The sequence below is a fragment of the Variovorax sp. KBS0712 genome, assembly GCF_006323185.2.
GTDB lineage: Bacteria > Pseudomonadota > Gammaproteobacteria > Burkholderiales > Burkholderiaceae_C > Variovorax > Variovorax boronicumulans.
The window spans coordinates 573359-587702 of the sequence record NZ_VCCD02000003.1 but is presented as its reverse complement, the minus strand read 5'-3'; the positions used below and the strand labels follow the sequence as shown (position 1 = coordinate 587702).

At 68.6% G+C, this 14344-nt stretch carries 15 protein-coding genes; 8 read left to right on the top strand and 7 right to left on the bottom strand.

The window, feature by feature from the left end; genetic code table 11:
• Positions 1-8: 8 nt before the first annotated feature.
• The 3 genes from argB to FFI97_RS27505 all read left to right on the top strand — a co-directional run bounded on the left by argB (position 9) and on the right by FFI97_RS27505 (position 2713).
• The gene (gene argB, locus FFI97_RS27515) at positions 9-902 is read left to right on the top strand and encodes an acetylglutamate kinase (protein ID WP_062471140.1); all 894 of its coding nucleotides are present in this window, start codon (positions 9-11) and stop codon (positions 900-902) included.
• A gap of 88 nt (positions 903-990) precedes the next feature.
• Positions 991-1641, top strand: coding sequence for a nucleoid occlusion factor SlmA (gene slmA, locus FFI97_RS27510; protein ID WP_062471138.1), 651 nt, complete (start codon positions 991-993; stop codon positions 1639-1641).
• Positions 1642-1828: 187 nt separating this feature from the next.
• A complete protein-coding gene (locus FFI97_RS27505; protein ID WP_139701468.1) occupies positions 1829-2713 on the top strand; it encodes a DMT family transporter in 885 nt (294 codons plus the stop codon).
• Here FFI97_RS27505 and FFI97_RS27500 read toward each other — a convergent pair.
• The 6 genes from FFI97_RS27500 to FFI97_RS27475 all read right to left on the bottom strand — a co-directional run bounded on the left by FFI97_RS27500 (position 2710) and on the right by FFI97_RS27475 (position 9172).
• The gene (locus tag FFI97_RS27500; protein ID WP_139701467.1) at positions 2710-3768 is read right to left on the bottom strand and encodes a malate/lactate/ureidoglycolate dehydrogenase; all 1059 of its coding nucleotides are present in this window, start codon (positions 3766-3768) and stop codon (positions 2710-2712) included. The two genes, FFI97_RS27505 and FFI97_RS27500, sit on opposite strands and share 4 nt — an antisense overlap.
• A 71-nt stretch (positions 3769-3839) precedes the next feature.
• A complete protein-coding gene (locus FFI97_RS27495; RefSeq protein ID WP_139701466.1) occupies positions 3840-5366 on the bottom strand; it encodes a UxaA family hydrolase in 1527 nt (508 codons plus the stop codon).
• A gap of 47 nt (positions 5367-5413) precedes the next feature.
• Entirely contained in the window at positions 5414-6808 is a 1395-nt protein-coding gene (locus FFI97_RS27490) for a TRAP transporter large permease (RefSeq protein ID WP_139701465.1), read from the bottom strand.
• Positions 6809-6839: 31 nt separating this feature from the next.
• Positions 6840-7397: a TRAP transporter small permease gene (locus FFI97_RS27485; protein WP_070060225.1), complete on the bottom strand. Its 558-nt coding sequence runs from the start codon at positions 7395-7397 to the stop codon at positions 6840-6842.
• 9 nt (positions 7398-7406) lie between these two features.
• Positions 7407-8417, bottom strand: coding sequence for a sialic acid TRAP transporter substrate-binding protein SiaP (locus tag FFI97_RS27480; protein ID WP_139701464.1), 1011 nt, complete (start codon positions 8415-8417; stop codon positions 7407-7409).
• A 47-nt stretch (positions 8418-8464) separates the two neighbouring features.
• Positions 8465-9172 carry a FadR/GntR family transcriptional regulator gene (locus FFI97_RS27475; RefSeq protein ID WP_139701463.1) on the bottom strand — a complete coding sequence of 236 codons (708 nt, stop codon included), beginning with the start codon at positions 9170-9172 and terminating at the stop codon, positions 8465-8467.
• A 165-nt stretch (positions 9173-9337) separates the two neighbouring features.
• On the opposite strand from FFI97_RS27475, the gene FFI97_RS27470 reads away from it, so the two are divergent.
• From FFI97_RS27470 to FFI97_RS27460, 3 genes are read left to right on the top strand one after another with little or no spacing between them, the layout of a single operon-like run.
• Positions 9338-10072: an SDR family oxidoreductase gene (locus FFI97_RS27470; protein ID WP_062471114.1), complete on the top strand. Its 735-nt coding sequence runs from the start codon at positions 9338-9340 to the stop codon at positions 10070-10072.
• Entirely contained in the window at positions 10069-10821 is a 753-nt protein-coding gene (locus FFI97_RS27465) for an SDR family NAD(P)-dependent oxidoreductase (RefSeq protein ID WP_139701462.1), read from the top strand. The genes FFI97_RS27470 and FFI97_RS27465 overlap by 4 nt, the downstream gene beginning before the upstream one ends.
• Before the next feature lie 35 nt (positions 10822-10856).
• Positions 10857-11705: a fumarylacetoacetate hydrolase family protein gene (locus FFI97_RS27460; protein ID WP_070060222.1), complete on the top strand. Its 849-nt coding sequence runs from the start codon at positions 10857-10859 to the stop codon at positions 11703-11705.
• On the opposite strand, the gene FFI97_RS27455 is transcribed toward FFI97_RS27460, so the two are convergent.
• Positions 11695-12582: a LysR family transcriptional regulator gene (locus FFI97_RS27455; RefSeq protein ID WP_139701461.1), complete on the bottom strand. Its 888-nt coding sequence runs from the start codon at positions 12580-12582 to the stop codon at positions 11695-11697. The genes FFI97_RS27460 and FFI97_RS27455 overlap by 11 nt on opposite strands.
• A gap of 108 nt (positions 12583-12690) precedes the next feature.
• On the opposite strand from FFI97_RS27455, the gene FFI97_RS27450 reads away from it, so the two are divergent.
• Both FFI97_RS27450 and FFI97_RS27445 read left to right on the top strand, forming a co-directional pair.
• Entirely contained in the window at positions 12691-13449 is a 759-nt protein-coding gene (locus tag FFI97_RS27450) for an SDR family oxidoreductase (RefSeq protein WP_139701460.1), read from the top strand.
• A 149-nt stretch (positions 13450-13598) separates the two neighbouring features.
• Positions 13599-14303, top strand: a complete 705-nt coding sequence (locus FFI97_RS27445) for a TetR/AcrR family transcriptional regulator (RefSeq protein WP_070060219.1) — start codon at positions 13599-13601, stop codon at positions 14301-14303.
• Positions 14304-14344: the final 41 nt, after the last annotated feature.

Here is a 14344-nt window from a genome sequence, read left to right as displayed (position 1 = left end):
GACCGCCCATGACCGACCCCGTCCTCAACATCCCTCCGCGCGACAAGGCCGAGATCCTGGCCCAGGCGCTGCCGTACATCCGCAAGTTCCACGGCAAGACCATCGTCATCAAGTACGGCGGCAACGCCATGACCGACCCGGCACTGCAGGCCGACTTCGCCGAAGACGTGGTGCTGCTCAAGCTGGTCGGCATGAACCCGGTGGTGGTGCACGGCGGCGGCCCGCAGATCGAGGCCGCGCTGAACAAGCTGGGCAAGAAGGGCAGCTTCGTGCAGGGCATGCGCGTGACCGACGCCGAGACCATGGAAGTCGTCGAATGGGTGCTGGCCGGCGAGGTGCAGCAGGACATCGTGGGTCTGATCAACCAGGCCGGCGGCAAGGCCGTGGGCCTCACGGGACGCGACGGCGGCCTCATTCGCGCGCAGAAGCTCAAGCTGGCCGACCGCACCGACCCGAACGTGCACCACGACGTGGGCCAGGTCGGCGACATCGTCTCCATCGACCCCAGCGTGGTCAAGGCGCTGCAGGACGACGCCTTCATTCCCGTCGTGAGCCCGATCGGCTTCGGCGAGGAGAACGAGAGCTACAACATCAACGCCGACGTCGTCGCCGGCAAGCTGGCCACCGTGCTCAAGGCCGAGAAGCTCATGCTGCTGACGAACACGCCCGGCGTGCTCGACAAGAACGGCAACCTGCTCACCAACCTGAGCGCGCGCGAAATCGACGACCTGTTCGCCGACGGCACCATCTCGGGCGGCATGCTGCCCAAGATCGAAGGTGCGCTCGACGCGGCCAAGAGCGGCGTGAACGCGGTGCACATCATCGACGGCCGCGTGCCGCACGCGATGCTGCTCGAGATCCTGACCGACCAGGCCTACGGCACGATGATCCGGGCGCGCTGAGCGCCCTCCGCGAGCCTTCCGTCGGCGGAAGGCGCGCGCTCACTGCGCTGTGCGAGAATCAATTGATTACATCTTTGCACGCGCTCCCATGCAGAACGAAGAGACAGCTGCCCCCGGCGTAGAGACCCCGGCCGACACGCCCGCCGCCGCACCGACGCGCAAGCGCCCCAAGCCGGGCGAACGGCGCGTGCAGATCCTGCAGGCGCTGGCCGCCATGCTGGAGCAGCCCGGTGCCGAGCGGGTCACCACCGCCGCGCTGGCCGCGCGGCTCGAGGTGAGCGAGGCGGCCCTGTACCGCCACTTCGCGAGCAAGGCCCAGATGTTCGAGGGCCTCATCGACTTCATCGAGCAGAGCGTCTTCACGCTGGTCAACCAGATCCTCGAGCGCGAAGGCGCCACCGGCAGCCAGCAGGCGGCCCGCATCCTCGTGCTGCTCGTGCAGTTCGCCGAGCGCAACCCCGGCATGACGCGCGTCATGGTCGGCGATGCCCTGGTGTTCGAGAACGAGCGCCTGCAGCAGCGCATGAACCAGTTCTTCGACAAGATCGAGGCCACGCTGCGCCAGGTGCTGCGCGGCGCGGCCGCCGCCGACGGCTCGGCCACGCCCAGCGTCGACGCCCAGGTGCGCGCCGCGGCGCTCACGGCCTTCGTGGTGGGGCAGCTGCAGCGCTTTGCGCGCTCGGGTTTCCGCCGCGCGCCGTCCGAACACCTGGAAGCCACGATCGCCCTGATCGTTTGACGGCCTTGCCGGCAAGTCTGGCGCCGTAACGCTGAACTCGACGCGGCCCCTTGCGGCGCGTACGATCGATTTCCTCCCTTGCCGCCACGCGGTGTCGCGGTGACAAGTCCGTTTCGCATGACCTCTGGATCGGAGGCTCGCATGAGTGCTTGTCCTTCCCGCAGCCGCAGGCCTTCCGGGGCGCGCCATGCCTGACGCCGCCGCCGCCCGCCCGGCCCTTCTCCTGCACGCCGTCGTGCTCACCGCCGTCGCCATGGTCGCGTTCGCGGCCAACTCGCTGCTGTGCCGACTCGCGCTGCAGCACGGCGGCATCGACCCGGCCAGCTTCGGCAGCATCCGGCTCGCGTCCGGGGCAATCACGCTGGCGCTCGTCGTGCGCTTCCGGGCGCAGCCGTCGGCGCTCGGGCGCACCGGCTGGCTCCCGGCCGTCATGCTGTTCGCGTACGTCGCGTTCTTCTCCTTCGCCTACCTCAGCCTCCCGGCGGGCACGGGCGCGCTGATCCTCTTCGGCGCGGTGCAGCTCACGATGCTGGGCGCGGGGCTGGGCGGCGGCGAGCGCTTCGGGGTGCTCGCGTGGTGCGGCTTTGTCCTTGCGGCGGCCGGCCTCGTCTACCTCGTGTCGCCGGGCGTTGCCGCGCCGCCGCTGCTGGGCGCCGTGCTGATGGCGGTGGCGGGCGTGGCGTGGGGCGTGTATTCGCTGCGCGGCCGGGGCGTGGCCGATCCGCTGGCCGCCACGGCGCGCAACTTCCTGCGTGCCGTGCCATTGGCCCTGGCACTGAGCCTGGTGTTCGCCACGCGCGCGCACGCCGATGCGCGCGGCGTCGCGCTGGCCGTGGCCTCCGGCGCGCTGACCTCGGGGCTCGGGTACGTGGCCTGGTACGCGGCGCTGGGCCGCCTGTCGGCGCTGCGGGCGGCGACCGTGCAACTGTCGGTGCCGCTCCTGGCGGCGTTCGGCGGCGTGCTGTTCCTGTCGGAAGCGATCACGCCGCGGCTGGCGCTCGCCTCGGTGGCGATCCTCGGCGGCATCGCGCTGGTGCTGAGCCAGAAGTCGCGCCAGGCGGCGCGACGCTAGGCGACGGCCACGCCCACCTTGGCGCCGGCGGCGACGATCTCGCCCCAGGTCGCGTCGTCGACCCATACCCCGTCGCGCCGGCGTGCCGCGCGCGCCCGGCGCTCGGGCTCGCCCGCGATCTGCACGGCCTCGAAGCCCTGGCCCGGCGGGCTTTGCCGCAGCCAGCCGATGAACTCGCGCGCCTCCTCGTCGAAGGCCTTCTGCGTGCCGAGCTTCACGGGGTCGATCAGCACCGTCAGCATGCCGTTGAGCACCGTGCGCGCCGTGTCCGCGGGCCGGTGCCAGGTGCCGCCGCCCGTGAGCGCGCCGCCCAGCAGCTCGCAGGCCACCGCCATGCCGTAGCCCTTGTGTTCGCCGAAGGTCATGAGCGCGCCGAACAGGCCGTTGCCCTGCGGCACCACGACCACGCCCGGATCGTTGGTGGGCGCGCCGTGCTCGTCGATCAGGTAGCCGTCGGGCACCTGCTCGCCCTTGTTGTGGGCCACGCGCATCTTGCCCTGCGCCACGCGGCTGGTCGCGTAGTCGAGCACGAAGGGCTCGGCGCCCGCCAGCGGAATGCCGATGCAGCACGGGTTGGTGCCGAAGCGCCCGTCGCCGCCACCCCAGGGCGCCACCACGGGCCGCGAGAGCACGTTGACGAAGTGCATCGCCACCAGCCCCTGGGCCGTCGCCATCTCCGCGAAATGCCCGATGCGCCCCAGGTGGTGCGCGTTGGCGAGCGTGAAGATGCAGCTGCCGTGCTGCTTCGCGCGCGCGATGCCGAGCTCCATCGCCTGCACGCCGACGATCTGCCCGTAGCCGTGCCGGCCGTCCAGGCCCATCAGCGTGCCGATGTCGAGATTGACCTTCACGGCGGCGTTGGGCACGAGGCCGCCTTCGGCCACCGCATCGATGTAGCGCGGCAGCATGCCCACGCCGTGCGAGTCGTGCCCGCTGAGGTTGGCCAGCACGAGGTTGGCGGCCACCTGCTGCGCCTCGGCGGCGCTGCTGCCCGCGGCTTCGAGGATGCGGGCGACGTTGGCTTGCAGGCCGTCGGCCGGCAGGGTTCTGGACATGGATCAGGCTCCTCTTGCGTTCAATGGGATGGCGTGGCCGATGGGGCGGGTGGGCAGGGGCTGCGCCGGCCTCACATCACCGCGCCGACTTGCCACGGCACGAACTCGTTCTGCCCGTAGCCGTGCTGCTCGCTCTTGGAGTGCGCGCCCGAGGCCGTGGCCAGCACCAGCTCGAAGATGCGCTGGCCCATCTCCTGGATCGAGGCCGTGCCGTCGACGATCTCGCCGCAGTTGATGTCCATGTCTTCCTCCTGCCGCTGCCACAGCGCCGAGTTGGTCGCCAGCTTGAGTGAAGGCGAGGGCGCGCAGCCGTAGGCCGAACCGCGCCCGGTCGTGAAGCAGATCAGGTTCGCGCCGCCAGCCACCTGGCCCGTGGCGCTCACCGGGTCGTAGCCCGGCGTGTCCATGTAGACGAAGCCGTGCGCGGTGACGGGCTCGGCATATTCGTACACCGCTTCGAGGTTGCTGGTGCCGCCCTTGGCGACCGCGCCCAGCGACTTCTCCAGGATGGTCGTGAGCCCGCCCGCCTTGTTGCCCGGCGAGGGGTTGTTGTTCATCTCGCCCTCGTTGATCTCTGTGTAGTGCTCCCACCACTTGATGCGATCGACGAGCTTCTGGCCCACCTCGCGCTTCACCGCGCGGCGCGTGAGCAGGTGCTCGGCGCCGTACACCTCGGGCGTTTCGCTCAGGATGGCCGTGCCGCCGTGCGCCACCAGCAGGTCGACCGCCGCGCCCAGCGCCGGGTTCGCGCTGATGCCCGAGTAGCCGTCGGAGCCGCCGCACTGCAGCCCGATGGTGATGTGCGCCGCGCTGCACGGCTCGCGCTTCACTGCGTTGGCGCGCGGCAGCATTTCATTGATGAGCGCCACGCCCTTCTCGACGGTCTTGCGCGTGCCGCCCGTGTCCTGGATGTTGAAGGTGCGGAAGTTCTCCCCTTCGGCCAGGTGCCCGGTCGCGAGCCAGGCGTTGATCTGATTGGCTTCGCAGCCCAGCCCCACCACCAGTACGCCCGCGAAGTTCGGGTGCGTGGCGTAGCCCGTGAGCGTGCGCTCCAGGATCTGCATGCCCATGCCCTGCGTGTCCATGCCGCAGCCCGTGCCGTGCGTGAGCGCGACCACGCCGTCGACATTCGGAAACGCCGCCAGCGCCTGCGGATTGGTCTTGCGCGAGAAGTGGTCGGCAATGGCGCGCGCAGCGGTGGCCGAGCAGTTCACGCTGGTCAGCACGCCGATGTAGTTGCGCGTGGCCACGCGGCCGTCGGCGCGCTGGATGCCCATGAAGGTGGCCTCGCGTTTCGCGGGCGCGGGCTTCACGTCGGCGCCGAAGGCGTAGTCGCGTTCGAAGTCGCCCTTGTCGGGGCCCATGTCCAGGTTCTGCGTGTGCACGTGCTCGCCAGCGGCAATGGCCTTGCTCGCGAAGCCGATGATCTGGTTGTAGCGGCGCACCGGTTCGCCCTGCGCGATGGCGCGCATGGCGACCTTGTGCCCCGGCGGGATCAGGCCGCGCACGGCCACGTTCTCGACGCGCGTGCCGCCCAGCAGTTGCGAGCGCGCGATGACGACGTCGTCGGCGGGATGGAGTCGGATGTAGGGGGTCATCGTGGGTATCGTTCTCGGAGCCGGCGCGGGTGCGCCGGCGGTGGTCGTTACTGCATGATCTTCGGCAGCCACAGCACGGTGGCAGGCCAGTAGGTGATGATGCCCAGGCTCAACAGCAACGGCACCAGCCAGGGCAGGATCGCCATCGTCGTGCGCTCGATGCTGAGGTTGGCGATGCGCGCCAGCACGAACAGCACCATGCCCATCGGCGGATGCAGCACGCCGATCATGAGGTTGAGCACCATCACCACGCCGAAGTGCACCGGGTCGATGCCCAGCTGGTTCGAGATCGGCAAGAGGATCGGCACCAGGATCGTGATGGCCGCGGTGGTCTCCAGGAAGCAGCCCACGAACAGCATCAGCAGGTTCGCGAGCAGCAGGAACATCCAGGCTTCCTTGGTGAAGTTGAGCACCCAGCCCGCGATGTCGGCCGTGACGCCCGTGGCCGTCAGCATCCAGCCGAAGATCGAGGCGGCCGCCACGATGAAGAGCACCGTCGAGGTCGATTCCACCGTCTCCAGGCACACCTTGACGAACATCTTCCACTGCAGCGTGCGGTACCAGAAGAAGCCCAGCACCATCGCCCACACGCAGGCGGCAATGGCGCCTTCGGTGGCGGTGAACAGGCCCGTCGCCATGCCGCCGATGAGCAGCACCGGCGTCATGATCGGCAGCACCGCCTCGAACTTGAAGATCTTGTCGGCCGCGAAAAGAATCACCAGCGCAATGGCCACCGCCGGCTGGGCCGGCGCGCCGAACTTGTCGACCGCGAACCACAGCAGCGTCGGCCACAGGCACACCACCAGCAGTTCGACCAGCGCCTTCATGAGGCGCGGCCACTGGAACTTCACGTCCGCGCCCCAGCCGTTCTTGTGCGCGTAGTAGGCCACCGTGAGCATCATGAGCAGCGTCATGATGAGCCCCGGCATCAGCCCCGCGATGAACAGCGCGCCCACCGACACGTTGGCCATCATCCCGTAGATCACGAAGGGCAGGCTCGGCGGAATGATCGGCCCCAGCGTGGCCGAGGCCGCGGTCACGCCGACCGCGAACTCGGTCGAGTAGCCGTGCTCCTTCATGGCCTTGATCTCGATCGTGCCCAGGCCCGCCGCGTCCGCGATGGCGGTGCCGCTCATGCCCGAGAAGATCACCGAGCCCAGGATGTTCACGTGCCCCAGGCCGCCCTTGAGCCAGCCCACCAGCGCGAGCGCGAAGTTGTAGATGCGGTTGGTGATGCCGGCGTTGTTCATCAGGTTGCCGGCGAGGATGAAGAAGGGAACGGCGAGCAGCGGAAAGCTGTCGACGCCGCTCACCATGCGGTGAATGACGACGAAGCCCGGCAGGTTGCCGCTCCAGAGGATGTAGACCAGCGAGGCACCGGCCATGGCCACGGCGACCGGGATGCCGGCGCTCATGAAGAGCAGGAAGGCGATCTTCAGCATGTTGTTGTCGTGATGGAGTGGGGTTGCGACCTCAGCGGTCGTCGATCGTGGATTCGGGCCGCTCCAGCACGCAGTAGCCGCGGCGCCAGTGCACCACGCTCACCTGCACCGAGCGCACGCACATGGCGACGAAGCCCAGCAGGCACACGCCGTAGACGATGTTCATCGGCAGGTCGACGATGGTCATGCTCGCGTTGTTGCCGATCTTGAGCATCATCTGCACCGTCATGACCACCGCCGCCGCGAAGAACGCCGTGCGCAGCACGTCGACCAGCAAGCCCAGCGCGCGGCCCATGGCCGGCGGCATGTGGCGGTAGAAGAAGTCGACCTGGATGTGGTTGTTGCGCGCCACGCCGATCGACGCGCCCACGAACACCGTGCCCACCAGCAGGTAGCGCGCGATCTCCTCGGTCCAGGAGGCCGAGTCGTTCAGCACGTAGCGCGTCACGAACTGGTAGAGCACCGTGAGGCCCAGCACCCAGAAGATGCCCAGGGCGGCCCAGGCCTCCACGGTGGTGCCGGACAGGTCGACGGCCTCGTCCTTGGCGTGGAACTCGCCGTCGTCGCCCAGCAGCTTGTCGTCGCTCATCGTGTGGCCTTACTTGATCGCGATGATGCGGTCGTAGTCCTGCTGGCGGTAGCCGTGGTCGGTGGGCTTGGTGTTCTTGAGCACGGCCTCGCGGAACGCCCCCTTGTCGACCGTGATCACGTTGTTGCCCTTCTTCTTGAACTCCTCCACCAGCCGGGTCTCGGAGGCGATGATCTCGCGGCCGGTTTTTTCGGCGGCTTCCTGCATCACGTCGTTGAACATCTTCTTCTCGTCGGCGCTGAGCTTGGCCCACAGCTGGCCCGAGACCACGGTGAGCAGCGAGTCGACGATGTGGCCGGTCAGCGAGATGTTCTTCTGCACCTCGTAGAACTTCTTGGCTTCGATGGTGGGCAGCGGGTTCTCCTGTGCATCCACGGTGCCGCTTTGCAGCGCGAGGTAGACCTCGGCGAAGGCGATCGGCGTGGCGTTGGCGCCCAGCGACTTGGGGAAGGCCAGGTAGGCGGGCGCGTCGGGCACGCGGATCTTCAGGCCCTTCATGTCCTCGGGCTTGCTCACCGGCTTGGCCGCGCTCGAGGTGACGTGGCGCGCGCCGTAGTAGTTGAGCGCCGTGATGTGGTTGCCGGTCTTGTCGTCGTAGCCCTTGGCGAGCTCCTTGAACACGTCGCTCCTGGCGTACTTCAGCTGGTGCTCCGCGTCGCGGAAGATGAACGGAAAGTAGGTGATCGCCAGCGGCTTGTAGCTGTTGCCCGCGAAGCTCGCGCCGGTCAGCACGATGTCGACCGTGCCCAGCGTCAGGCCCTGGTTGATGTCGGCTTCCTTGCCCAGGCTGGAGGCCGGGAACACCTGGATGTCGTACTTGCCGTTGCTGCGCTTCTTGATCTCCTCGGCCGCCCACACCGAGTACTTGTGGAAGGGCTCCGAGGTCTCGTAGACGTGCGCCCACTTGAGCTTGGTCTGCGCCGAGGCGATGCCTGTCGCGCCCAGCACGCCGGCTGCGAGGGCGCAGGCGGCCAGGGCCTTGAGGGCGGTGCGTTTGCTGTTCTTGCTGCTGCTGATCATGGGGTGTGTCTCCGTTGTAGTGAACTGGCAGGAAGGCTGGCGAAAAATCAGGAAGGCTTGGCGCGGCGCCAGCTCGCGCTGAAACGGTGGTGCGAGTTGTCCATGTGCGTGTGCATCGCGCTGCGCGCGGCGTCGGCGTCGCGCGCGGCAATGGCGTCGCGGATCGCCTCGTGCTCGGTGATGGCGGCGCGCCACGAGGTCACGGTCTCGAAGTAGCCGCCCAGCCGCGTGAAGATCGGGCCGCGGCGCGAATCCCAGAAGCCCTGCACCGTTTCGACCAGCACCACGTTGCCGCTGGCGTCGACGATGGCCAGGTGAAAGGCGCGGTCGCCGTCCAGCGGCATGACGTTGCGGTCGGCCATCTCGCGCATGGTGGCTATGGCGCGCGTCATCGCGTCCACGTCCTTGCGCTTGCCCGAGAGGGCGGCGATGGCGGCGGTCTCGCCCTCGATCACGCGGCGCGCGCGGATCAGCTCCAGCGGCCCCCACTCGGTGGGCGCCACCGGCGCGCTGGCGCGGTGCGAGCGGTCGAGCACGTACACGCCCGAGCCGGTGCGCACCTCGACCCAGCCCTCGACCTCCAGCGCGATGAGCGCCTCGCGCACCGAGGGCCGGCTCACGCCCAGCTGCTTGGCCAGGTCGCGCTCGGCGGGCAGGCGCGCGCCCACGTCGAATTCGCCCTTGGCGATCAGCCCCCGGAGCTGGTCGGCAATCTGGCGATAGAGGCGTTGGGGTTCGACGGTCTGGAGCGGCACGGGAGCAGGGTGTGGGTGCGGGCGAGGCGGTGGATCGGCTTAAGGGTTGTCCTGAATTGGACAAGTGGTAAGGCCAATTCAGAATACGGCGATTCACAGTTGTGACCCATCGGGCCTAACCCGAACTCACCCGCGCACCCGCAGAACCCCCAGGAGACACCGACCATGAGATTGAAGGGAAAGACCGTGCTCGTCACCGCCGCCGGCCAGGGCATCGGCCGCGCCAGCGTGCTGGCGCTCGCGGCCGAGGGCGCCCATGTGTGGGCCACCGACGTCAACGAGCAGCTGCTGTCGGCCTATGCCGGCGTGGCGAACGTCACGGCCCTGAAGCTCGATGTGCTCGACAAGGCCGCCATCGGTGCGGTCGTGGCGCAGCTGCCCACGCTCGACGTGCTCTTCAACTGCGCGGGCGTGGTGCACAACGGCACCATCGAGCAGGCCGGCGACGACGACCTCGACTTTGCCTTCCGCCTCAACGTGCGCGCCCAGATGTGGACCATCCAGGCCGTGCTGCCCGGCATGCTCGCGGCCGGGCGCGGCAGCATCATCAACATGGCCAGCGTGTGCTCCAGCATGAAGGGCCTGCCCAACCGCTTCGTCTACGGCACCACCAAGGCGGCCGTGCTCGGCCTCACCAAGAGCGTGGCGGCCGACTACGTGGCCCGCGGCATCCGCTGCAATGCCGTGTGCCCGGGCACGGTCGACACGCCCTCGCTGGGCGATCGCATCAACGCCAACGCCGACCCCGAGGCCGCGCGCAAGGCCTTCGTGGCGCGCCAGCCCATGGGCCGGCTCGCGCAGGCCGAGGAGATCGCGCCGGTGGTCGTGTTCCTGGCCAGCGACGAATCCATCTTCGCGACCGGCCAGTACTTCACGGTCGACGGCGGCATCACGATATGAACCGGCTCGATTTCGAAGGCCGCCATGCGGTGGTCACCGGCGGCGCCACGGGCCTGGGCTTGGGCATCGCGCAGCGGCTCGTCGCATCGGGCGGCAGCGTCACGCTGTGGGACCGCGACGAGGCCGCCGGGCGCGCGGCCGAAGCGCTGGGCGCCAAGGCCTTCGCACTGAAGGTCGACGTGACGCAGCAGCCGTCGGTCGCAAGGGCCGTGGCCGCCACGCTCGCGCACGCGCCGCGCATCGATGCGCTGGTCAACAGCGCCGGCATCACCGGGCCCAACGTCAAGCTGTGGGACTACCCGGTCGACGACTGGCGCCAGGTGATGGAGGTCAACGTCAACGGCGTGTTCCTGTGCTGCCGCGAGGTGGTGGCGCAGATGCGCAGGCAGGGAACGAAGGGCGAGGGCCGCATCGTCAACATCGCCTCGGTCGCCGGCAAGGAAGGCAACCCCAACGCCAGCGCCTACAGCGCGAGCAAGGCGGCGGTGATCGGCCTCACCAAGTCGCTCGGCAAGGAGCTGGCCGACACCGGCATCCGCGTGAACTGCGTGACGCCCGCGGCGGTGAAGACCGCCATCTTCGACCAGATGACCCCCGACCACATCGCCTTCATGCTCTCGAAGATTCCCATGGGCCGCTTCGGCACCGTGGAAGAGGTGGCCGCGATGGTCGGCTGGCTCTGCACCGACGATTGTTCGTTTTCCACCGGCGCGGTCTTCGACCTCTCCGGTGGCCGCTCCACCTACTGACCCCATTCCCTATTTCAATGCACTGAAAGGAACGCATGAAACTCGTCCGCTACGGCAACCCCGGCAAAGAGAAGCCCGGCCTCATCGACAACGAAGGCAAGCTGCGCGACCTGAGCGCCATCGTCAAGGACATCGGTCCCGACCAGCTCGGCGATGCCGCCCTTGCCAAGCTGCGCAAGACCAAGCTCGACAAGCTGCCGCTGGTCAAGGGCAAGCCGCGCTTCGGAAGCCCCGTGGCCAACGTCGGCAAGTTCATCGCCATCGGCCTGAACTACGCGGACCACGCGGCCGAGTCGGGCCTGCCGGTGCCCAAGGAACCCATCGTCTTCATGAAGGCCACCAGCTGCATCCAGGGCCCGAACGACCCGGTGATGCTGCCCAAGGGCTCGGTCAAGTCCGACTGGGAGGTCGAGCTCGGCGTGGTCATCGGCACGAAGGCGCGCTACGTTTCGCAAAAGAGCGCACTGGATTACGTGGCCGGCTACTGCACCATCAACGACGTGAGCGAGCGTGAATACCAGATCGAGCGCGGCGGCACCTGGGACAAGGGCAAGGGCTGCGACACCTTCGGCCCCATCGGCCCCTGGCTCGTCACGCGCGACGAGATCGAGAACCCGCAGAAGCTCGCCATGTGGCTCGACCTGAACGGCCAGCGCGTGCAGACCGGCAGCACCAAGACCATGATCTTCAGCGTGGCCAAGCTCGTGAGCTACGTGAGCCAGTTCATGACGCTGATGCCCGGCGACGTGATCACCACCGGCACGCCGCCCGGCGTCGGCATGGGCATGAAGCCGCCGCTGTTCCTGAAGAAGGGCGACGTGATGACGCTGGGCATCGAAGGCCTGGGCGAGCAGCGCCAGGAAGTCGTGCCCTTCAAGCTCTGAGCACGCGCACCAGCTCGTCGTACACCAGCCGCACGCGCGCCGGCACCGGCGCGCGCTGCGGGCGGTAGACGTGGATCGGCCAGGGCTCGGGCGCCTCGGCGGCCAGCACCTCCGCCAGCGCACCCGACTGCAGCCACGGCTGCGCCAGCGGCCCGATGAGCTGGCCGAAGCCGATGCCCGCCAGCACCGCGGCGCATTCGGCGTCGATGTTGTCCGTCACGAACGCGGGCGACGACACGGTGAACACCCGTTTCTTGCTGAAGGCCCACGGCCACGGCCGGCCCGAGCTGTGGTCGATCAGCGCCGTCACCGGCAGCGCCGACAGCGCATCGACGGTGCGCGGCGCACCGACCCGCTCGATGAGTGCGGGTGATGCCACCACGCACAGCGACATCTTTCCCACACCCCGGGCCACGAAGCGCGCGTCGCGCATCGGGCCGACGCGCACGCCGAGGTCGATCTGCTGGTCGACCACGTCGGCATGCTGCTCGGACAGCCGCAGGTCGAGCACCAGCCCCGGGTGTGCCTCCAGCAGCGGCGCCAGCGCCTGCGGAATCAGCCGGGCGTACACATGCGGCGCCGTGACCCGCACTGTGCCCGTGTGCTGCGACAGCGCGCGCCGGTCGATGCGGTGGAAAAGTTCGTCCACGCCGCCCACGGCCACGCGGGCGCGCTCGGCCAACTGGCGCCCGAAATCGGTGAGCTGCACGCCGCGCGTGCTGCGGTGAAAGAGCGGCTCGCCCAGTTCTTCTTCAAGCTCGCGCACGGCGCGCGTCACCACCTGCGGCGACACCGACAGGCGCACGGCCGCCTCGCGGAAGTTGGCGGCATCGGCGGCGGTGAAGAACACGCGCAGGGCTTCGAGGCGGTTGGACATGGGGTGTTCCTTTTTAGGGAATTCTGAAGTCGCCAGAGCTTCATTTACTGGAACGCGTGGATTTTCCACACTGCATGCACTTCTTCAACACTCCTCCAAGGAAATTCCATGACCTCCATTCAAGACAACATCCAGGGCAAGGTTGCCATCGTCACCGGCGCGAGCAGCGGCCTGGGCGAATCGACGGCGCGCCACCTGGCCGCGCGCGGCGCCAAGGTGGTGCTCGCGGCCCGCCGCACCGACCGGCTCGACAAGCTCGTCGCCGAGATCCGCGAGGCCGGCGGCGACGCCATCGCCGTCGCCACCGACGTGGCCAAGCGCGCCGATCTGGAAAAGCTCGCTGCCGCCACCGTCGAGGCCTTCGGTCGCATCGACGTGCTGGTCAACAACGCGGGCGTGATGCCGCTGTCGCCGCTGGACAAGCTCAAGGTCGACGAGTGGGACCGCACCATCGACGTCAACATCAAGGGCGTGCTCTACGGCATCGCCGCCGTGCTGCCGCGCATGCAGGCGCAGGGCAGCGGCCACATCGTGAACGTCGCGTCGATCGCCGGGCTGAAGGTGTTCACGCCCATCGGCACGGTCTACAGCGCCACCAAGCACGCGGTGCGGGCCATCTCCGAAGGCCTGCGCGTGGAGGTGGGCAACAGCGGCGTGCGCGTGACCATCGTGTCGCCCGGCGCCGTGGACTCGGAGCTGAAGTTCGGCAGCAGCGACGCCGAGAGCGCCGCCGGGGTGAAGGCCTTCTACGACGCCAACCAGATTCCGGCCGACTCGGTGGCGCGCGCCATCGTCTACGCGGTGGAGCAGCCGGCGAACGTGGACATCAACGAGGTCGTGCTGCGGCCCGTGTCGCAGGAGTTCTGATCCCGCCGGGCAAGGGTGCGGCCCCCTGGCGGCCGCCCCTTGCTTTGGCTAACCTTTATTAACCCAGCGCCGCCCAAGGTCATTTGCGGTCAAAAGTGCAAAGCCCCTGCAAAATAGAACGACCGTTCGTTTTATTCGGAGCTTTCACGATGTCTGCCACCGCCGTTCCCGCCAAGCCGGCCCGCGCCGCCCCCAAAGGCCAGCAGACCAAGGCCATCATCGTCGACGCCGCATTGGCGCTGGCCGCGCAGATCGGGCTCGAGGGCCTGTCGATCGGCGCCGTGGCCGAAATCACCAAGATGAGCAAGTCGGGCGTGTTCGCCCACTTCGGCTCGCGCGAGGAACTGCAGATTTCGGTGGTGCGCGAATACCACGCCCGCTTCGAGCAGGAGGTGTTCTTCCCCGCCCTGCAGGCGCCGCGCGGCCTGCCGCGCCTGCGCGCCATGTTCGCCAACTGGATGAAGCGCACCTCGACCGAAATCGACTCGGGCTGCATCTACATCAGCGGCGCCTCCGAATTCGACGACCGCCCGGGCCCGGTGCGTGACGCGCTGGTCGAGTCGGTCAGCATCTGGCAGGCCGCCGTGCTGCGCGCCATCGTGCAGTCCAAGACCGAAGGCCACCTGCGCGCCGACGCGGACGAGCGCCAGGTCGGGTTCGAGATCCACGGCCTGATCCTCGCGCTGCACTACGAAGCCCGCTTCCTGCAGGTGCCCGGCTCCATCGGCCGCGCCAACGTCGGCTTCGACAACATCCTTGCGCGCGCCGCCACGCCGGACGCGCCGCCTGCTTCCAACGCCGCCGAGTCTGCGCCCGCCGCGCGCGGCACGCGCCGCCTCAAGACCGTGCGCTGAGCGCCACGGCGGCCCGTTTCGTTTTTCCGTTTTCGTTTTTT